Origin of the sequence: Sandarakinorhabdus sp. DWP1-3-1, assembly GCF_049896705.1 — a bacterium.
GTDB lineage: Bacteria > Pseudomonadota > Alphaproteobacteria > Sphingomonadales > Sphingomonadaceae > Sandarakinorhabdus.
Genome location: NZ_JAFCUV010000002.1, coordinates 494,193 through 513,842, shown reverse-complemented (window position 1 = coordinate 513,842; position 19,650 = coordinate 494,193). Strand labels below are relative to the sequence as shown.

The following is a 19,650-nucleotide window of genomic DNA, read 5'->3' as shown; positions in this document are numbered from 1 at the left end:
TGCACAAGTCTGGCGCATCGCCGACAGCATCGCAACGACTTGTTGGCGGCCGTCGATCAGCCGTCCGAGCCCGGCCCCAGCAGCGGCATGACCTCGACCCCGTCGCAGGGGAAGATGGTGAAGTGCGGGTGGCCGTCGAACAGCCGGGCGGCGGCCTCGTGCGAGGCGGCGCGGACGACGACAAAGACGGTCAGGGTGTTGACGACATCGGACAGGCCGTCGGCGGACATGCGCTTGGTGGGCCCGAGCGGCCCGCCGCCATAGACGATGCTGTCGCGGTTGGCGGCGTCCCAGGCCTTGACCGCGGCGAGGCCGGCCGCATCGGTGGCGCGCTGTTCGGCCTCGGTCATCGCATACCAGGCCTGCCAGCGCGGCCCGGTCTTGTCGCTGGTGAAGACCGCGAGATAATGGCCCTCATGACTTTCGGTGGTGCTCATGGCGCTGCTCCGTTCAGCGGTTCCCTTGGCCGCAAAACCTGCTCTAAGATGAATTTCATGAAAACCCTGTTCATCGCGGCGCGATCCGACCCGGAGGCGATGGCGGCGATGTTCCGCGCCGAACTGCCCGGCCATGATGTCGTGACCAAGGCGCCCGGCGACCGCCCGGTCCATTATGCCGTCGTCGGCAAGCCGCTGCCGGGGACGCTGAGCAGCCTCACCGGCCTCGAACTGGTGCTCAGCCTCAACGCCGGGATCGAGCATCTGCTGGCGTCGGGGGAAGTGCCCGAAGGCGTGCCGATCGTCCGCATGGTCGATCCGGGGCTGGTCGAGGGCATGGTGGAATGGGTGGCGGCGCAGCTGCTCGCCTGGCACCGCAACCTGTTCGTCTATCGCGACCAGCAGGCGGCCGGCGAATGGCGCCAGCATGGCGAGCTGATGGCGCGCGAGCGGGTGGTGACGGTGCTCGGCGCCGGGGCATTGGGCGGCCCGGTGGCGACGATGCTGGCGGCCCTGGGCTTTCAAGTGCGGACCTGGAGCCGGTCGGGGCGGGCGGTGGCGGGGACCGCGACATTCGGCGGTGATGACCTGGCGGCGGCGGTGGCGGGGGCCGATGCGCTGATCAACCTGCTGCCGGCGACGGCGGCGACGACCGACATCATCGATGCGGCGCTGCTGGCGCGGCTGGCGCCGGGGGCGTTGCTGGTCAATGCCGGGCGCGGCGCGGCGGTGGTCGATGGCGATGTGCTGGCGGCGCTCGATGCCGGGCAATTGTCGGCGGCGGTGCTCGATGTGTTCCGCACCGAGCCGTTGCCGGCCGACCACCCGTTCTGGGCGCACCCGCGCGTGCTCGTATCGCCGCACGTCGCGGCGCCGACCCATGCGCGGACGGCGGTGGCGGTGATGGCCGACAGCGTGCGGCGCCACGAACGCGGCGAACCGGTGCCGCACGTCGTCGACCGGTCGCTCGGCTATTGACGACAATCTCGCGCCGCATCGTGCTGCTCGGCGCCGCGGCGACGGCGTGCGTGCCGGCGCGGCGCAGTGTCCCCAACAGCCTCGTCGTCGGGCTGACCTATGATATCGACACGCTGAACGTCTATTCGACCGGCTTTCTGGGCGATGTCGAGGCCGCCGTGGTGGAGGGTCTGCTCGCCCCCGACGAGAACGCCCGCTACGTCCCGGTGCTGGCGACCGAGGTGCCGACGGTCGAAAATGGCGGCATCGTGCTGACCCCCGAGGGCGGCATGACGATCACCTACAAGCTGCGGCCCGGTGTGCGCTGGCACGACGGCGCGCCGTTCAGCGCCGCCGATGTCGCCTTCACCTGGCGCGCCGTCGGCAACCCGGCCTTCATCGCCGAATCGAAGGACGGGACGGAGGACATCGTCGCCATCGACACGCCCGATGCGCTGACCGTCGTCTGCCATTACCGCAAGGTCGTGCCGGGGTTCGCGACCACGCTGTTCACCTTCGGCATCCTGCCCCGGCACCTGCTCGAGGGCGTCGACCTCAACACCGCGCCGTACAACGACCGGCCGGTCGGCACCGGACCGTTCCGCGTCACCGATTTCCGGCGCGGGCAATATGTGACGACCGAGCGCAACCCCTATTACTGGCGCCGCGACGCCGCCGGGCGGCAACTCCCCTATCTCGACAGCCTGATTTTCAAGATCATCCCCAATTCCAACAGTCTGCTGATGCAGATCCGCTCGGGTGAACTCGATCTGGTCGTGGCGACGCCCTATGACCAGGCCAAGCAGATGGGGACGCTCGACGGCGTCGAGCTGGTGCGCTCGCCGGTGCTGCAATGGCAGCATCTCGACTTCAATTTCCGCAATCCGGCGCTGCAGGACCGCGCGGTGCGGCTGGCCATCGCCCACGCTGTCGACCGCGCGGCGCTGGTGCGCGCGCTCGGCGGCTTTCCGCAAGCCATCACCTCCGTCGTCGTGCCGATCTTTCCGTTCCACGATCCGGCGACGCCGACGCCGGGGCATGATCCGGCGCGGGCGCGCGCCATCCTCGATGCCGCCGACTGGCGGGTCGGCAGCGACGGCGTGCGGGCGAAAGACGGCCGGCGGCTCGATTTCCGCTTCATCGTCCAGTCGGGCAAGGGCGACGACGAGCTGGCGCAGCAGGTCATCATCGCGCAATTGCAGGCGATCGGCATCCTGGCGCGCGCCGACAATCGCGCCGGTGTCGCCTATCGCCAGGCCCGTTACAAAGGGGATTTCGACCTGATCTACAGCGCCTGGGTGACCGGCGCCGACCCGATCTACAGCCGTTTCTTCGGCAGCGGCGGCGCCAACAACAGCCTGAAATACGCCAATCCGGCGCTCGATCGCGTGCTGGCGACGATGGAGGGCTCGCTCGACGCCGAAACGCGGCGGGCGGCTGCGTTCGAGATGCAGCGCATCCTGGCGCACGACCTGCCGACCATCCCGCTGACGACCAATGTCGCGGTGGTGACGAAGCGGCGGGCGCTCACGGGCTTCACCCCCAATCCGACCAACATGACGCCGTTCGTCGGCGCGGCCTTCTGGCGGCTGGACGCATGAGCGCGCGGGAACTCGCGGCATGACCTGGCGGTGGCTGCTCGGGCGTTTGGCGGGTACGGTGCCGACGCTGCTCGGCATTTCGCTGGTGCTGTTCCTCGTCGTCCACCTGGCGCCGGGCGGGCCGATGGATGTCTATGCCGACAACCCCTCCGTCACCCCGGCGGCGCTGGAGCGCATCGCCGCGGCCTATGGGCTGAACGAGCCGCTGCCGGTGCAATATGGGCTGTGGCTGAAATCGATGCTCGCCGGCGAATGGGGCTATTCGATCCGCACCGGGCGGCCGGTGCTGGTGGAGGTGGCGGAGCGGCTGGGGCCGACGCTGCTGCTCGGCGGTGTCGCGATGGGCGCGGCGCTGCTGCTGTCGCTGGTGCTCGGCGTCGTCGCGGCGGCGCGGGCCGGGCAATGGGCCGACCGCATCGTCAGCGGGCTGGCGCTGGTCGGGCTGTCGATCCCGGTGTTCTGGCTGGCGCTGGTGCTGCAGCTGGTGTTCAGCGTGTGGCTCGGCTGGCTGCCGTCGGGGGGCCTGCAGACCATCGGGGTGGAGGCTTTCGGCGACCGGCTGGCGCATCTCGCCATGCCGGCGACGGTGCTCGCCATCGCGACGACCGCCAGCTGGAGCCGCTATATCCGCGCCGGCATGATCACCGCGCTGGCGGAGGACCATATCCGCACGGCGCGCGCCAAGGGCATGGGGGAGGCGACGGTGCTCGTCCGCCACGCGCTGCGCAATGCCATCATCCCCGCCGTCAGCATCATCGCGCTCGATCTCGCCAGCATCATCTCGGGCGCGGTGATCACCGAGGCGATCTTCGGCTGGCCCGGCATCGGCAGCCTTTTCGTGCAGTCCATGGACGGCCGCGATTATCCGGTACTGATGGGCATATTGATGATGGGGTCGGCCGCCGTCATCCTCGCCAATATCGCCGCCGACCTCATCCAGGCGCGGCTCGATCCGCGGATCCGGCATGCTTGAAGGGCGGAAGCTCGATCGGCGCGTCCTTGTCGGGCTGGCGCTGCTCGGGCTGGTCACCGCCGCTGCCGTGCTGGGGCCGTTGCTGTCGCCCTATCGCTATGACGAGCAGGCGCTGGACCTGCTCGGCCGGCCGCTGCCGCCGTCGCCGGCGCACTGGCTCGGCACCGACGAGCTCGGCCGCGACGTGCTGACCCGGCTGCTCCATGGCGGCCGCATCTCGCTCGCCGTCGGGCTGGTCGGCGCGCTGGTGGCGACGGCGGTGGGCACCGCGATCGGCGCGCTGGCGGGCTATCTCGGCGGCTGGACCGATCGCATCCTGATGCGGCTGACCGATGTCATGCTGTCGATCCCGGCGCTGCCGCTGGTGCTGGTCATCGCCGGACTGGTGCGGCCGGCGCCGCTGCTGCTGGTGATGATCATCGCCGGGCTGATCTGGACGGCGCCGGCGCGGCTGGTGCGCGCCGAGGTCCGCAGCCTGAAGCAGCGCGACTATATCGCCGCGGCGCGCGTCCTCGGTGCCGGCCCGCTGCGCATCATCGCCCGTCATGTCGTGCCCAACACGCTGGGCGCCGTCGCGGTCTCGGCCACGCTGGCGGTGGGCGGCGCCATCATGCTCGAATCGGCACTGTCGTTTTTGGGCTTCGGCGTCCAGCCGCCGATCCCGACCTGGGGCAATCTCCTCAACAAGGCCGGGCCCTGGCTGGTCAGCGCGCCCTGGCTGTCGATCCCGCCGGGCGTGCTGATCCTCGTCACCATCCTCGCCGTCAACATGGTCGGCGAGGGGCTGCAGCGGCGGCGCTAACCCCGCGCCATCGCCTCCCGCACCAGCCCGATGCGGTCCTGGCCGAAATACATGTCGTCGCCGCCGACATAGAATGTCGGCGTGCCGAAGCCGCCGCGGGCGATGATCTCGTCGGTGTTGGCGCGCAGCCGGGTCTTCAATTCGGGGCTGTCGGCGGCTTCGAGCGTCGCGGCCGGGTCGAGCCCGCCGGCGCTGCACGCCTCCGCCAGCACGCCCGGATCGGCGATGTCGCGGTCCTCGCTCCAGTAGAGCTGGAAGATGCGGCGGGCGACGGGCTCGCAGCTGCCGGCGTCGGCGGCGAGCAGGCAGACCCGCATGGCGCGGGCCGAATTGATCGGGAAGATGCTCGGCGGGAATTTGATGGCGAGGCCCGAGCGGGCGATCCAGTCCTGCATGTCCTTCCAGAAATAGCGGGTCTTGGGCGAGTGGACGGCGGCCCGCGCCTCGTAGACGCTGGGGTTGACGGTGTTGAAGACGCCGCCGACGAGGAATGGCCGGAAACACACGTCGAAGCCATCCTCGCGCGCCGCGACGCACAACGCCTCGAAGCCCAGGTACGTCCAGGGGCTGGAGCAATCGAAGAAGAATTCCACCGCGGCCATGCGCCTCTCCCGGCCCTGCTTGTTCTCGGGCGTTCTGCCGCTACCATGGCAGCATGAACAGGCAGACACGAGCATGAACCGACGCTGGTTGGCGGCCCCCGCCCAGGCGACCGCCGCGACGATGATCGCCCTGCTGCTCATCGCCGCGGCGCCGCTGGCGCCCGCCGACATCGAAACCCAGCTGCGCGGCGCCGCGGCGCTGTACGACAGCGGCAAGGCCGCCGACGCGCTGCCGATCCTCGACGCACTGCTCGCCCAGGCCGAGCTGCCCGCCGACCGCGGTCGCATCCAGCAGCTGCGGTTCTTCGTGCTGGCCCGGATGGACAAGATCCCGGAGGCGCGCGCCGCGATCGAAGTCGCGGTCGCCAACACCGCGACGCCGACGCCGGCGCTGCTGGCGGCGCTGTTCAAGATCCGCGCCTTCATGGGCGATACCGATGCCGCCGCCGAGACGTTGCTGCTGGTCGCCGCCACCGATGCGGCGGCGCTGAACACGCTGCCGTCGGAACTGGTATCGAACGTCATGCGCGCCGTCGGCAAGGACAAGAACCGCGCCTTCGACCTCGATTTCGCGCTGAATGCCGCCGGCTGGCAGCCGACCGATGCCACATTGGGCGATGTCGACTGGCTGCGGGTGCGGCTGGTCGCGGCGCTGGTGGCGCGCGATCGCAGCGGGGAAGCCCGCGCCGTCATCGATGCCATCCTCAACCCGGTGCACCTCGTCCGCATCGGCATCGACCGCCGCTACCAGATGTTCTGGCCGCAGGTCGAAAAACGGCTGGGCCCGGGCGCCGATGTCGCCGACGCCGCCTATCTCGCCGCCACCAAGGCGCGGTTCGACGCGGCGCCGACCTCGCTGATCGCGCGGCTGGGCTATGCCGAGGCGCTGAACGTCGCCTCGCGGGAGCCCGAGGCGATGGCGCTGGCCGATGTCGCGAAGACGCCCGCCGAGCTGGCGGCGCTGACCGAGCGCGAGATCTGGCTTGTCAATCTTCACGCCAGCCTGCTCGCCGACGCCGGCCAGATCGACGCGGCGCTGGCGCGGCTGGCGGCGCTCAACGCCTCGCCCCTTGCCGGGCGGCCGGCGCTGGTCAACACGATGATCAACCAGGCGCTGCTCGCCGCCAGCGTCGACCGGCCGCAGGAGGCGCTGGCCGCCGCCGATGCCGTCGATGCGAAAAAGGGGATGATCAGCAGTTTCGGCGCGCTGTTCATCGCCACCGCGCGCGCCTGTGCACTCTCCCAGCTCGGCAAGGCTTCCGAAGCCGCCATCGTCGCGGCGCCCCTGGTGTCGAAGCCCGACGCCAACGACGACGCCTATCTGGGCGCGATGATCTGCCTCGGCCGCAACGATGCCGCCGCCGCCGCGATCATCCGGCGGCTGGCCGGCGAGGCCACCCGCACCGACATGCTGTTCAATCTGCAGCCGTTCCTGATCAACCGCGACGATACAGTGCGCGACGTGAAGGAACGCGCGGCGCTGCGCGGGCTGAAGGCCCGGCCGGACGTGAAGGCGGCCTATCTGAAGGCCGGGCGCGACATGCCGGCGGCGGTGGCGCCGCCGCGATAGCGTGCCCTAGATGCCGCCGGCGATGACCAGCGCCGCGGCGATAAAGGCGAACAGCGCCTCGAGATAGGAGCGCACGGCGAGCCCGGCGGCGCGCAGCGTCGAGCAGCCGAGGCTGGCGCGGAACTGTTGCGTCTGGATGGCGAGATACCAGCCGGTGGCGGCGACGGCCAAAAGCTCGGCGGCGATGGCGATGGTGCCGGGATGAAGCTTTGCCGTGCTGATGGCGCCCGACAGCAGCAGCGCATAGACGGCGGCAAGATAGCATTGGCCGTTGAACGGCGGCCGCAGGTTCTTGCGGTCGAGCGGCCGGCCGCTGGCGCTGACATAGCGCCAGGCGGCGAACAGCGGCAGCAGCGCGAACAGCACCGACCGCGCGATGATCAGGTTTTCATCGGACGCCGTGATAGCGCGGGCGATGGCGGTGCTGGCGGGGAGCGCATAGGTGCCGAAGGCGAGCTCCAGCCAGTGCAGCAGCGCGATGGTGACGAGGAGGAACAGCGGCGGGCTGAGCGTGTCGGTGTAGCGTTCCTTCAGCGCCTCGGTTTCCTCGTGGTTCGAATAGCGCAGCATCTCCAGCGGGCGGGTGATGACGCGCCACAGCGTCAACGGGTAATAAATCACCCACGACAGCAGCTCGAACAGCAGGTCCTCGAACGATCGCAGCAGCTTGAGGAAGTCCATGGGCGTTTGCTAAGCCGTTTCGGCGGCAAGGCCAAGCGCGGTCTTGCAGACGATTCGCGGCCGGAACCAGTCGATCGGGCGGGTCGTTGAACCCGGTGCTGGACCGGCGAGGAGTGGACGATGCGGATGGCAATGGCCGCGGTGGCGCTGTCGATGACACAGCTTCCGGTGGCGGCGTTGGCCCAGGATACGCCGCCCGGCCTCAAGGATCTGGTCGGCGCGCGGGCCGGCCAGGCTGAAGGCGAGCTCGGCCGCCGCGGCTATGACCTCGTCCGCACCGAGACCGGTGACGATCGCAAATGGACCTACTGGTTCAACGCCACCTATGGCCGTTGCGTGTCGATCGCGACGATGGACGGCCGCTACAATTCGATCGTCGAGACGCCGGTGGCGGATTGCCAGGACGGCGGCGGTGCACCGGCCGACAATCGCGGCGCGGCGCCGCCGGCTTCGGGCGCACGCTATGCGGTCGATGGCCAGCCGGTGGACCTGGGGTTGGTCTGCTATGGCGAGGGGCAGCACCCGTCGCTGGCCAATCGCGACGACTGGGTGTGGAATTCGCGCACCAACCGCTATGATTTCGGCAACCGCGTCGAACTGACGTCGGAGGCTTTCGATGCCTCGGTGACGATGCAGCTATGGGACAATGGCGGCCGCATCCGGCTGCCAAAATCGCTGGTGCCGCCGCTGCATTCGGGCGGCAACGACGGCTGGTGGCCGCTCGACAATGTCGTGGCGACACCCGACCAGATTACCGCCAGCTATCGACTCAACGGCTTGAACAAGCCGCGCGTGGTTGTCGACCGGCGCGCCGGCCGGATTTCGATCACCGGCCTGTCGCCCTATGGTTTTCGCGGCCAGTGCGACCTGATCGACGGCGAAGACCACCGCCGCTTCTGAACGGGCACCGCTATCGTGGCGTCGGGCCCAGCCAGCCCCGGCGCCGGACGGTCTCGGCAACGACGACAAGGACGGCGGCGACGACCAGCACGGCCAGGCCCAGCGGGATCGAGGCGTGGCGGCTGTAGAGGAACACCCAGCCCCAGTTGACGACGACCGCGACCAGCGAGACCCACAGCAGCACCGGCGCCCAGGGCCGCAGCAATGAGAGGCCGAGCGCCCCCACGGCACCGGCGAACACCCCGATGGCAAAGGCCGCGGTGATGGCGGTGGGCATGGCCGGGCCGGGCGGGCCGGTGATGCCGACCTGGGCAAGGTAGCCCGCGATGCCGATGAAGTTCCAGGCGAGGGCGACAAGGGCGATCCACCGGGTCGTGCGACGGGTCAGCATGGTCAGGCTCCCTTCGTTGCCTGCGCCGATCATAGCCGTTTCGCCGCCGACGCGAAACGCGGCCCGGTTCAGGCGAAAACCCGGTCGAAGATCGTGTCGACGTGCTTCAGGTGATAGCCGAGGTCGAACAGGCTTTCGAGCTCGGCACGCGGCAGCAGCGCGGTCACATCGGCATCGGCGAGCAGCAGGTCGAGCAGCTGCAGCTGGCCGTCCGATTCCCAGACCTGCATCGCGTTGCGCTGGACCATGCGATAGCTGTCCTCGCGGCTGGCGCCGGCCTGGGTCAGCGCCAGCAGGATGCGCTGCGAATGGATGAGGCCGCCCATCTTGTTGAGGTTCTTCAGCATGCGTTCGGGGTAGACGAGCAGCTTGTCGATGACGCCGGTCAGCCGGAACAGCGCGAAATCGAGCGTCACCGTCGCGTCGGGGCCGATCATGCGCTCGACGGACGAATGCGAGATATCGCGCTCGTGCCAGAGCGCGACATTTTCCAGCGCCGGGGTGACATAGCCGCGGACGAGGCGGGCGAGGCCGGTCAGGTTCTCGGTCAGCACCGGGTTGCGCTTGTGCGGCATGGCGCTGCTGCCCTTTTGCCCCGGCGCGAAATATTCCTCGGCCTCCAGCACTTCGGTGCGCTGCAGGTGGCGGATTTCGGTGGCGAGGCGCTCGACGCTGCCGGCGACGACGCCCAATGTGGCAAAGAACATCGCGTGGCGGTCGCGCGGGATCACCTGCGTCGACACAGGCTCCACCGCCAGCCCCATTGCCTTGGCGACATGGCTTTCGACATAGGGGTCGATGTTGGCGAAGGTGCCGACGGCGCCGGAGATGGCGCAGGTGGCGATCTCCTCCCGCGCCATGACCAGCCGGGCGCGGCAGCGGGTGAACTCGGCATGGGCCTGTGCGAGTTTCAGCCCGAAGGTCGTCGGCTCGGCGTGGATGCCGTGGCTGCGGCCCATTGTCGGGGTGTGGCGATATTCGAAGGCGCGCTTTTTCAAAGCGACCAGCAGCGCATCGGTGTCGGCGATCAGGATATCGGCGGCCCGCGCCAACTGCACCGACAGGCAGGTGTCGAGCACGTCGGAGCTGGTCATGCCCTGGTGGACGAAGCGCGCTTCCGGCCCGACATGTTCGGCGAGGTTGGTCAGGAAGGCGATGACGTCGTGTTTCGTCTCGCGCTCGATCTCGTCGATGCGGTCGACTTCGAACTTGCCCCGCTCCCAGACCGCTTTGGCCGCATCCCTGGGCACGACGCCGAGTTCCGCCAGCGCGTCCATCGCGTGCGCCTCGATCTCGAACCAGATGCGGAAACGGGTTTCGGGTTCCCAGATGGCAACCATCTCGGGGCGGGAATAGCGTGGGATCATGCGCGCGGCGTTAGCACCGGGGGGGCGTGATGGCAAAGCGGTAGCGCATCGCCCGTCGCGACCCTAAGTCGGGGGAGTGACTCCCCCCGCTTCCGTCCGTGTCGTCGTCTTTCAGCATGGGCTGGGTGCGCTCGACTATGCCGTGCCGCCGGGCCTTGCCCTGGCGCCCGGCGATGCGGTCAGCGTGCCGCTCGGGCCGCGGACGATCACCGGGGTGGTGTGGGACCGCGACCGGCTGGAGGGCCGCGAGGTCGAGGCGAAGCGCCTGCGGCCGGTCACGGCGCGCATCGACATTCCGCCGATCGCCGCGCCGCTGCGCCGGCTGTGCGAATGGGTGGCGGATTATTATGTCGCGCCACTGGCCGGCGTCATCCGCATGGTCTGGCCGTCGGTGGCGTTCCTGGGCGATCGCGAGGTGACCGAATATCGCACCGGCGGCCCCCTGCCCGACCGCATGACCCCGGCGCGGACGCAGGCGCTCGAAAAGCTCGACGGCCGGCAGGGCAGCGTGCGCGACCTGACGCGCATCGCCGACGTGTCCGACGCCGTCATCCGCGGACTGATCGCCGCCGGCACGCTGCAGCCGCTGACCGTCAGCGCCGACCGCGCGCCCGATGTGCCCGACCCCGACCATGCGCCGCCCCGGCTGGAGGCGGCGCAGGCCGAGGCGGCGACCATCATGGCCGACAGCGTGGCAGCGGGCGGCTTTGCGCCGTTCCTGCTCGAAGGCGTCACCGGGTCGGGCAAGACCGAGGTCTATTTCGAGGCGGTGGCGGCGGCATTGCGGACCGGCGGCCAGGCGCTGGTGCTGGTGCCGGAAATCGCGCTGACCGCACCGTGGCTTGCCCGCTTCGCGGTGCGTTTCGGCTGCGCGCCGGTGTCGTGGCATAGCGACCTGAAGGCCAGCGAGCGCCGCGCCGCCTGGGCCACCATCGCCGACGGCCGGGCGAAAGTCGTCGTCGGGGCGCGGTCGGCACTGTTCCTGCCGTTCAAGGATCTGCGCGTCACCATCGTCGACGAAGCGCACGAGACCAGTTTCAAGCAGGAGGAGGGCGTCCACTACCACGCCCGCGACGTGGCGGTGATGCGCGGGCAGGAGGAGGGTGCGACGGTTGTCCTCGCCACCGCCACCCCGGCGATCGAGACCCAGGTGCAGGCCGCCAAGGGCACCTATCGCCACCTGAAGCTGCCGGCGCGCTTCGGCGGGGCGCAGATGCCCGACATCCGGCTCGTCGACCTGCGGCGCACCCCGCCGGCGCGCGGCTCGTGGCTCAGCCCGCCGCTGGTCGCCGGCGTCACCGCGACGCTGGAAAAAGGCGAGCAGGCGCTGCTGTTCCTCAATCGCCGCGGCTATGCCCCGCTGACATTGTGCCGGACCTGCGGCACGCGGATCCAGTGCCCGAACTGCACCGCCTGGATGGTCGAGCACCGCCTGTCGCGCCGCCTCGCCTGCCACCATTGCGGCCACCAGACGCCGGTGCCCGATGCCTGCCCCGAATGCGGGGAGGCCGATTCGCTGGTCGCCTGCGGCCCCGGCGTGGAGCGCATCGCCGAGGAGGTGCGGCGCACCTGGCCGCAGGCGCGGGTGGCGCTGGTCACGTCGGACACGATCAATTCCCCGGCGCGCGCCGCCGAGCTGGTGCGCAGCGTCGATGCGCGTGAGGTCGATGTGCTGATCGGCACGCAGATGGTCACCAAGGGCTATCATTTCCCCGAACTGACGCTGGTCGGCGTCGTCGATGCCGATCTCGGCCTGTCGGGCGGCGACCTGCGCGCTGGCGAACGCACCTTCCAGCAGGTGGCGCAGGTCGCGGGGCGTGCCGGGCGCGGCGCCAAGCCCGGCACGGTGCTGATCCAGACCCACCAGCCCGAGGCGCGGCTGATGCAGGCGCTCGTCGCCGGCGACCCGGCGGCGTTCTACGAGGCGGAGACCGAGGCGCGGCGCGACCTGGGGCTGCCCCCCTTTGGCCGCCTCGCGGCGATCATCGTGTCGAGCGAGGATGCGGCGGCGGCGCTGGCGGCGGCGCGGGCGATCGGTGCCGCGGCACCATCGGCGGAGGGCCTGTCGGTGCTCGGCCCCGCCGCGGCGCCACTCGCCATGCTGCGCGGCCGGCATCGCCAGCGCCTGCTGGTGCAGGCGCGGCGGACGCTGCCGCTGCAGCGCGTACTGCGTGACTGGCTCGGCAGCGTCGCGGTGCCGACCAATGTGCGCGTGGTGATCGACGTCGACCCGTACAGCTTCGTCTGACAGGCCGGGCCGGGTGGTCCCGGCCCCGGCTTCGTCAGGCGGCGACGGTGGTCCGGCGCCGGCGCATGGCGGCCCCGACAAGACCGAAACCGGCGATCAGCATCGCCCAGCTGGCGGGTTCCGGAACCGCTGCGCCGGCCAGGCCACCACTGAAGATGACATCGCTGGAGCTGGTAAAGGTCAGCGCCCCGGCGGTCGTCGCCACGTCGGTGAACTGGTTGAGGGCGAAAACACCTGTGCCGGTCACCGGGCCGAACGCCGCGCCGATGTCGACGGGGCCCGACAGGAAGAAGTCGAACAGGTCGCTGCCGCCGCTGCGCGAGAAGAACACGATCGTGCCGCTGCCGGCGGTGCCGAGGCGCGTGGCGATCGAAAGCGTGCCGGAGCTGCCGCCGATGACGAAGCTCGCCGATACCAGCGGATCGAGCGCGACGGTGCCAGGGCCGATCGGGGCGATATTGGCGGTGTCGCCAACCAGCGTCAGCACGAACGGCGAGGCGTCGAAGCCGACGCCGCCGAGCGAGCCCGAGCCGGTGCCCGAAATCGTATAGGTCTGGATCGCGGCCGCGGCAGGCGCCGAAAAGGCGATGGTCGACATGGTCAGCAATGCGGCGACGGCAATCTTGATCATGGGTTCCCCCTCGACGGCTCGGTTGGATTGCAGGGCGACATGCAAACATCGTACCAATTTGGCTCGCTGCGGAGTTGCCAGCGATTTCAATAATTACAGCGATGGTCCCCCGAAGCGTTGTTACGCATGTGTAAGATTTACCGACACCGGAGCCGCGAAATCCGCTCGCGCAATCGGCATGAACGACAATATTCCCGGCGATCTACAGACGCTGAAGATGCAATATGAAGGACGTCGCCGGGTGCAGGCGCGGCGGCTGGAAACCCGCCTGCATCAGTGCGGCCCCCGACAGGACGGCGCCGTCGCGGAGCGCGTCGAACAGCGGTGATTCGGCGCGCAGGCCCGTCGGCCAGGCCAGCGTTACCCTGTAATCGGCGGCGGCATCGAGGCCGGCGAACCGCAGCGGCACCGGAAAATAGCCGCGCTGTTCCTCGACCATCGTGTACGACAGCAGCGCCTCGCCGCGATCGGCGGCGACGATGGCGAAGGCGTTGACGCCGGCGGCCGTGTCGAGCCGGACGAGGCCACCGCCGTGGATGAGTGCGCGGTGCTGCTTGTGGAGGGCGACGCCGGCGGTGAGGATTGCCGTCTCCTCGGCGTCCATCTCGCGCAGGTCCATCTCCATGCCCATATGGCCGAACAGGGCGGTGGCGACGCGCAGCGCCATCGGCAGCACGCGGCCGCTGATGTGGCAGCGGCGCGGGCCGACATGGCTGCCCATCAGCTCGGCGGGAAAGAAGTGCGAGAAGCCGCGCTGGATGCCGAGGCGATCGATCGAGTCGTTGGAATCGCTCGTCCAGATGCGGTCGGTGCGGGCGAGGATGGCATAGTCGGCGCGGCCGCCGCCCGAGGCGCAGCTTTCGATCTCCACGCCGGGATGCGTGGCGCGCAGGCGGTCGAGGACGTCGTAGAGCCCGAGGACATGCGCCCTGGCACCCGCACGGCCATCGGCACCGCCGGGGTGGCTGATGTCGCGGTTCATGTCCCATTTGAGATAGGCGATCGGGTGATCGCGCAGCAGCGCGTCGACGGCGCCGAACAGATGCTCGCGGACATCGGCACGGCCGAAATCGAGCACCAGCTGGTGGCGGAAATCGAGCTGCGGCGCCGGCGGGGTGGCGAGCACCCAGTCGGGATGGGCGCGGTAAAGGTCGCTGTCGGGATTGACCATCTCGGGCTCGACCCAGAGGCCGAACTCCATGCCGAGGTCGCGGACGTGGGCGATGATCGGGCCGAGGCCATCGGGCCAGACCGCCGGATCGACGGTCCAGTCGCCCAAACCGGCGCGGTCGCTGCGCCGGCCCTTGAACCAGCCGTCGTCGAGGACGAAGCGTTCGGCGCCGACGGCGGCTGCGCGGCTGGCAAGGTCGGCGAGCACGGCGGGATCATGGTCGAAATAGACCGCTTCCCAGCTGTTGTAATGGACCGGGCGGGGCTTGGCGCGGAGGCGGGCGTGTTCGGGCCGGGCGCGCAGGTGGCGGTGGAAGGCCTGCGACAGCCCGGACAGGCCGGCAGCGCTGGCGGCGGCGTAGAGGGTGGGCGAGCCAAGGCTTTCGCCGGTGGCGAGGCGGACTTCGCCGGGCAGCAGCAGCTCCTCCATCATGACGAGGCCGCGGCCGTCGGACAGCGTGTCCACGGCCAGGCGGTGGTTGCCGCTCCAGCCGAGGTGCCAGCCCCAGGCGAGGCCCCGGCTTTCGTTCGCCCCGGCCTCGGCGAGGATGACGCCAGGGAAAGCGTCGTGGCTGGTGCGGCCGCGGCGGTTCTCGCGCAGCCAGGTGCCGATGTGGCGCGGCATCTCCACCGTCTGGAACTCGCCGGCCCAGCGGCCTTCGAAACCGATGATGCGGTCGGCAAGGCCCGGCACCGGCAGCACCGGCGCGGCGAGGTGATCGACCGTCAACGGCAGGTCACCGCGATTGGTCAGCGTCGTCGTCGCCACCAGCACGTCGCTGTCGAGGCGCAGGTCATGGACCAGCGCCAGGCCGTTGGCGGGGTCGACGCTGGTGAAGACGGCGCGATCGGGCGAGGCCTCGACGCCGTCGAGCAGCGCGTAGCTCGCCCAGCCGCGGCCGTCGCGATGCGCCGCCAGCCCCGGCCGGCCGGGCCAGCCCTGCCCCGCCTGCGGCGTCAGCGCCAGCGGTGCCGCAACCCGCGGCGAGGCATTGGCCTCGGCCCGCCCACCGAGCAGCGCCAGCCCGGCCGGGTCGAGCGCCGGCAACAGCGGCCCCCAGTAGAGCACGACCGGCACCCCCGCCGTGGTGTCGATAACAAGCGTGACGGCATCGCCATCGAGGCGGACGAAATCGGGAAATGCCGTTGCCATGCCGAATTCCTTGCGCCGGTGCGCGCCTCGGTCGCCGGGCTACGGGACCGCCGCAGCGCGATCGAGCACCCTTATTGTCTGATAATTGCGGTATAGCGTTGCTGTCGGCTGCTTGTCATCCGCGGTGATGCTGTTGCGCGCCGGCATCGGCGCCGCATCCGAAGCGTCGGGGGCCAGCGCGACCCGGGATCAGGTCGCGTAGTTGGCGATGATCAGCAATGCGCACAGGCTCACCAGCACGACCAGAATAAGGCCATTTTTGCGCGCAGCCGACGATCTGGCGTGCTTGTCCTCGCCGAACAAGCCCTTCAATCGCGCGTCCTTGGGTTCGAGCGAAGACTTCTTGCCGCGATTGAGATCGGCAAGTTTCGACCGACGCGCCTCCTGATAATAATCGCGATCTTCCAGGCTCATTGCATCCCCCCGTTCCCTCGTCCCAGCATATCAGGCCGACAGGCGGCATCAACCCACAAGTAAGGTGCCGCCCGCTCCCTTGAGCCCGACACCTCTGTGCAGATCAATGAGTTATCACTGCAACCCAAGAATCGGCGTGCTCCCGATGCCCCCGCCCTAGCCCGTCACCGCCACGACATTGTCGTCGGAATTGCGGTCGATATACTTGTTGTAGGGGTCGATGCCGGCAAAGGCCGGGCGGCGGCGAGTGACGATGCGAAGGACCTGGCTGCCCGACACGACGGGGCGGCGTTCCATCAGGATGACGTCCTTGGCGGCAAAGGCGCCATATTCGGGTTTCTGGTCGAACAGACCGATGTCGATGGCGTTGGCGAGCGGCGTCGACGTCTCCTTGCCGGTGCCGCTGGCGTAGAACTTCGCCGCATCGACGGTCAGCAGCGTTTCGAAAGTGCCGCTGGGCAGCGCCTTCACCTGCGCCGCCTTGGCCTTCAGGTCGTAGATAGTGATGCGATCGAGCAGGTCGAGCACCAGCTGGCGTTCTTCCGGCGTGCGGGCTAGCCCCAGGAAGCCGTTCACCAGGTCGAGCGAGCGGGCATAGGGCTGGCTTTTGAAACGATATTTGTCGAGCAGCGTGCGCAGCATGGCGTTGACGCGGGTTTCGCCCAGCCGGTCCTGCAGCAGGTACAGGGCCAGCGCGCCCTTGCGATAATGGATGTAGGGCTGGTCCTCGACACGATCGAGCGGCAGTTCCTCGATGCGTTCGGACCCGCGGGCGCGCAAATAGCTGTCGAGCTCGAATTTCAGGAAGCGCCGGATCTTGTCCTCGCCATAGAGCTGCTTCATCACCATCAGCGCCGAATATTGCGCCATGGTTTCGACGAGCATGGTGCCGCCCTGCATGTCAGCGCTGATCAGCTGATGGGCCCAATATTGGTGGCCGACCTCGTGCGCGGTGACATAGGTGACATAGTCGATCTTGTCGGGCGCATTGGTGTCGGCGAGGAAGCCGATGCGTTCCGAATAGGGAATGGTGCCGGCAAAGGCCTGGGCAAAGGTCGCATAGCCCGGGAATTCGATGATGCGGGCATAGTCGAACTGGTACGGCCCGAAGGCGGTGCGGTAATAGCCGAGCGACGCCTTCATCGCCGCCAGCATGCGATCGACGTTATAGCCGTGCTTGGGATCGTGGAACACCGACAGCTTCACCCCATCGGCGTCGGCGCTTTTCTCCGCATAGGCGGCGGACTGGACCGAGAAAAAGGCCAGGATCGGCGCCGGTGACACGAAGCGCGCGGTGCGGCGGCCGCCGGTGGTGGTGTCGGATACCCTGCGGCCGGGCGCCAGCGGGGTCTGCCCGGCGTCGGTGGTGACGGTGATGTCGGCATTCACCCAGTCGGCATCGGCGATATAGTTGCGGCGCTGGGCGGACACGTCCTCGAGCTTCGCCTTGCGCAGTTCGGGCGCCAGGCCGTATTTGCGGCGCTTGACGCGATCGGTGAGCAGGCCGTCGCGGGTCATGCCGATCTGCGGCGCGAACTGCAGGTTGTTGAGGAAGCTGCCGTTCGCCACCAGCTGGGTATCGTCGCCGTTGGCGCGCAGGCCGACGACCTGGCGCCGGGTGCGGAAATCGAGCGTGCCGGCGGCACCGGGCGCCAGCGGCACGGCGAAACGGTAGATGCGGTACTGCATGTCGGCATCATCCATCGCCAGCGTCGCGCCGGGGATGGTGATCGCGGCGATTTCGGTGTCGATGTCGGGCAGGCGCACATGGAGGTCACGCACCGGCGCGCCGGTATCGTTGACGAAGCGGTAGCGGCCGTTTGCCTCCATCCGGCGTTCGGCCGGGAACAGCGCGACGTCGAGCTTGAAATCGGTCGTCGAAGGCTGGCGCAGGGTTTCGTATTTCAGGTACTTCTTCTCGTAATTCGCCATCCGCAACTCGCCATCGTCGCGGGTGCGATAGGTGTTGAGGATGTTCATCTGCCAGAACAGCCAGCCGCCGGTGGCCGCGGCGACGGCGACACCCGCCAGCAGCACGGCGCCGGCGGGGCCCTTCAGCCGGGCCGGCAGCTGGCGCAGGCGCGGGCGCAGCCGGGTTTCGGTGCCGCGCCGCCACAGCAGATGGGCGATGACGGCCAGCACCAGCGCGACGCCGCCCCAATAGAGCCGCAGCCACCAGGCGCGCGCGCCGCCGATCTGGCTGCCGTTCATGTCCGACAGGCGGATGTCGCCGTTGCTGCCGTAATTGTAGAGCGGGTGTTCGAAGCCGATGTTGACGAGGGTGATGGTGCCGACAAGGTAGATCACCATGATCCCCCAGCCGATGTACTTGTTGGGGCTGAGCGCCTGGACGAACACCGACAGGATCGCCAGCAGGATCGTGTCGACCGTCATCGGCAGCAAATACCAGGCGAGATATTGCCCGAGTTCGAGCGCGGTGACGCCGCGGGCCAGCTGGACCGCCATGGCGCCGAGCGCCGAGATCACCACCGTGGCGAACAGCACGCCCGACACGGCGAGCACCTTGGGCACGATATAGGCCCAGTTCGGCAGCGAGGTCGCGTCGATGATCTCGTGCATGCGGCGCTCGCGATCGCGCCACATGACTTCGCCGCCGTAATAGATGGCGATGATGAGCGGGAAGAGCCCGAAGGCGCCGATCAGCGTGCCGATGGTGGCAAAGGTCAGCGGCCGCGCCGGGGTGCCGTAGAGTTCATCGGCAAAGATCAGCCCGCCGAGCGCGTTGAACAATCCGATGAGCAGCAGCACGAGAAAGGCCGGGCTGCGGAACACTAGCCCCATTTCGAAGCGGCTGCGCAGCCACAGCCGCGCCCAGGTCGACGCCGCGGGCCGCAGCGACGGCAGCGTGTCGACACGCAGCGGCGCGACCGCCGCCAGCCTGTCCTGCTGGCGCTGCTGGCGGCGGAGCTGGCGCGACGAGGCGCTGCGTTCGGAAAAACTGAAGCGGGCATGGGCAAAGGCCAGCGCGCCGGCGGTGACGCCGAGCCAGATCAGCCGGTTCCACACCAGAGTGCCGGCAAAGGCCGGCAGATGGGCATTGGATTCGCTGGCGGTGAAATAGCGGGTGGCGTTGCCCAGCGCGCCGAGGCCGAAGGGTTCGATGAAGCCGCCGAGCTCCCGCAGTTCGGGTTTCGACCGGATCACCGTGTTGAGGACAACGTAGAAGACCAAGAAGACAACGACGCCGAGATAGGAATACATCATCGAGCGCGTCATCGTGGCGACGGCAAAGAAGATCGCCGCGGTCAGCAGCAGATTGGGCAGCGCCAGCAGGCCATAGGCGTAGAGATAGTCGCCGAGCCGGTTGGGCCCGAGGGTGTCGGGATCGACCCAGGGCATCAGCGAGCCGACCCAGATCGCCAGCGGCACGGCGAGGAAGGTGATCGCGGCGGCGACAAAGGCGCCGAGGAAGCGCCCCATCAGATAGTCGAACTTGCTGACCCGGGTGGAGCGGACCATCGGCCCGAAGCCGCTTTCGTCGTCGCGGACGATGACATTGGCGACAAAGGCGGTCGTCACGAACATGTAGAACAGGCTCATGATGAGCAGGATCTGGGCGATGGCGACGGGGGCGTTCTTGTGGATGTTGCCGCCGCTGCCGATCTGGATCTGCTCCGTCGTCATGGCGCCGAAGGGCAGCAGGAAGAACAGCCCCGACACCACCCAGAACACCGGGTTGCGGAACTGGTAGCCGAGCTCGAAGCGCGCGATCGGGCCGAACATGGCGGACCC

At 69.0% G+C, this 19,650-nt stretch carries 16 protein-coding genes; 7 read left to right on the top strand and 9 right to left on the bottom strand.

The window, feature by feature from the left end:
• Nucleotides 1–56 precede the first annotated feature (56 nt).
• A complete protein-coding gene (locus tag ACP7AI_RS11890) occupies nucleotides 57–437 on the bottom strand; it encodes a hypothetical protein (RefSeq protein ID WP_426167589.1) in 381 nt (126 codons plus the stop codon).
• 57 nt (nucleotides 438–494) lie between these two features.
• Between ACP7AI_RS11890 and ACP7AI_RS11885 the strand changes: the two genes are divergently transcribed.
• From ACP7AI_RS11885 to ACP7AI_RS11870, 4 genes are read left to right on the top strand one after another with little or no spacing between them, the layout of a single operon-like run.
• A complete protein-coding gene (locus ACP7AI_RS11885) occupies nucleotides 495–1,415 on the top strand; it encodes a 2-hydroxyacid dehydrogenase (protein WP_426167587.1) in 921 nt (306 codons plus the stop codon).
• Nucleotides 1,412–2,995, top strand: a complete 1,584-nt coding sequence (locus ACP7AI_RS11880; RefSeq protein WP_426167585.1) for a peptide ABC transporter substrate-binding protein — start codon at nucleotides 1,412–1,414, stop codon at nucleotides 2,993–2,995. The genes ACP7AI_RS11885 and ACP7AI_RS11880 overlap by 4 nt, the downstream gene beginning before the upstream one ends.
• Before the next feature lie 19 nt (nucleotides 2,996–3,014).
• Nucleotides 3,015–3,968, top strand: coding sequence for an ABC transporter permease (locus tag ACP7AI_RS11875; protein ID WP_426167583.1), 954 nt, complete (start codon nucleotides 3,015–3,017; stop codon nucleotides 3,966–3,968).
• A complete protein-coding gene (locus ACP7AI_RS11870) occupies nucleotides 3,961–4,770 on the top strand; it encodes an ABC transporter permease (RefSeq protein ID WP_426167581.1) in 810 nt (269 codons plus the stop codon). The genes ACP7AI_RS11875 and ACP7AI_RS11870 overlap by 8 nt, the downstream gene beginning before the upstream one ends.
• On the opposite strand, the gene ACP7AI_RS11865 is transcribed toward ACP7AI_RS11870, so the two are convergent.
• Nucleotides 4,767–5,372, bottom strand: a complete 606-nt coding sequence (locus ACP7AI_RS11865; RefSeq protein ID WP_426167579.1) for a 2-hydroxychromene-2-carboxylate isomerase — start codon at nucleotides 5,370–5,372, stop codon at nucleotides 4,767–4,769. The two genes, ACP7AI_RS11870 and ACP7AI_RS11865, sit on opposite strands and share 4 nt — an antisense overlap.
• Before the next feature lie 73 nt (nucleotides 5,373–5,445).
• Here ACP7AI_RS11865 and ACP7AI_RS11860 point away from each other — a divergent pair, with 73 nt between their 5' ends.
• Nucleotides 5,446–6,942: a hypothetical protein gene (locus tag ACP7AI_RS11860; protein ID WP_426167578.1), complete on the top strand. Its 1,497-nt coding sequence runs from the start codon at nucleotides 5,446–5,448 to the stop codon at nucleotides 6,940–6,942.
• 6 nt (nucleotides 6,943–6,948) lie between these two features.
• Here ACP7AI_RS11860 and ACP7AI_RS11855 read toward each other — a convergent pair whose 3' ends face one another.
• Complete coding sequence (locus tag ACP7AI_RS11855; protein WP_426167576.1) at nucleotides 6,949–7,623, bottom strand: hypothetical protein; 675 nt, start codon at nucleotides 7,621–7,623, stop codon at nucleotides 6,949–6,951.
• Nucleotides 7,624–7,743: 120 nt separating this feature from the next.
• On the opposite strand from ACP7AI_RS11855, the gene ACP7AI_RS11850 reads away from it, so the two are divergent.
• Nucleotides 7,744–8,523: a hypothetical protein gene (locus tag ACP7AI_RS11850; RefSeq protein ID WP_426167574.1), complete on the top strand. Its 780-nt coding sequence runs from the start codon at nucleotides 7,744–7,746 to the stop codon at nucleotides 8,521–8,523.
• 10 nt (nucleotides 8,524–8,533) lie between these two features.
• Here the strand turns inward: ACP7AI_RS11850 and ACP7AI_RS11845 are convergent, their stop codons facing one another.
• Together ACP7AI_RS11845 and purB are read right to left on the bottom strand one after the other, a co-directional pair.
• Complete coding sequence (locus ACP7AI_RS11845; RefSeq protein WP_426167572.1) at nucleotides 8,534–8,914, bottom strand: hypothetical protein; 381 nt, start codon at nucleotides 8,912–8,914, stop codon at nucleotides 8,534–8,536.
• Between the two features lie 68 nt (nucleotides 8,915–8,982).
• A complete protein-coding gene (gene purB / locus ACP7AI_RS11840; RefSeq protein ID WP_426167570.1) occupies nucleotides 8,983–10,281 on the bottom strand; it encodes an adenylosuccinate lyase in 1,299 nt (432 codons plus the stop codon).
• 76 nt (nucleotides 10,282–10,357) lie between these two features.
• On the opposite strand from purB, the gene ACP7AI_RS11835 reads away from it, so the two are divergent.
• Entirely contained in the window at nucleotides 10,358–12,529 is a 2,172-nt protein-coding gene (locus ACP7AI_RS11835) for a primosomal protein N' (protein ID WP_426167568.1), read from the top strand.
• Nucleotides 12,530–12,563: 34 nt separating this feature from the next.
• On the opposite strand, the gene ACP7AI_RS11830 is transcribed toward ACP7AI_RS11835, so the two are convergent.
• The 4 genes from ACP7AI_RS11830 to ACP7AI_RS11815 form a co-directional block, all read right to left on the bottom strand.
• Nucleotides 12,564–13,160 (bottom strand): PEPxxWA-CTERM sorting domain-containing protein, encoded by a 597-nt coding sequence (locus tag ACP7AI_RS11830; protein WP_426167566.1) that lies wholly within the window; start codon nucleotides 13,158–13,160, stop codon nucleotides 12,564–12,566.
• 202 nt (nucleotides 13,161–13,362) lie between these two features.
• On the bottom strand, nucleotides 13,363–15,483 hold the full coding sequence (locus tag ACP7AI_RS11825; RefSeq protein ID WP_426167564.1) for an alpha-galactosidase: 2,121 nt from the start codon (nucleotides 15,481–15,483) through the stop codon (nucleotides 13,363–13,365).
• A 189-nt stretch (nucleotides 15,484–15,672) separates the two neighbouring features.
• A complete protein-coding gene (locus ACP7AI_RS11820) occupies nucleotides 15,673–15,897 on the bottom strand; it encodes a hypothetical protein (protein ID WP_426167562.1) in 225 nt (74 codons plus the stop codon).
• 156 nt (nucleotides 15,898–16,053) lie between these two features.
• A complete protein-coding gene (locus ACP7AI_RS11815; RefSeq protein ID WP_426167560.1) occupies nucleotides 16,054–19,641 on the bottom strand; it encodes an ABC transporter permease/M1 family aminopeptidase in 3,588 nt (1,195 codons plus the stop codon).
• Between the last annotated feature and the right edge of the window lie 9 nt (nucleotides 19,642–19,650).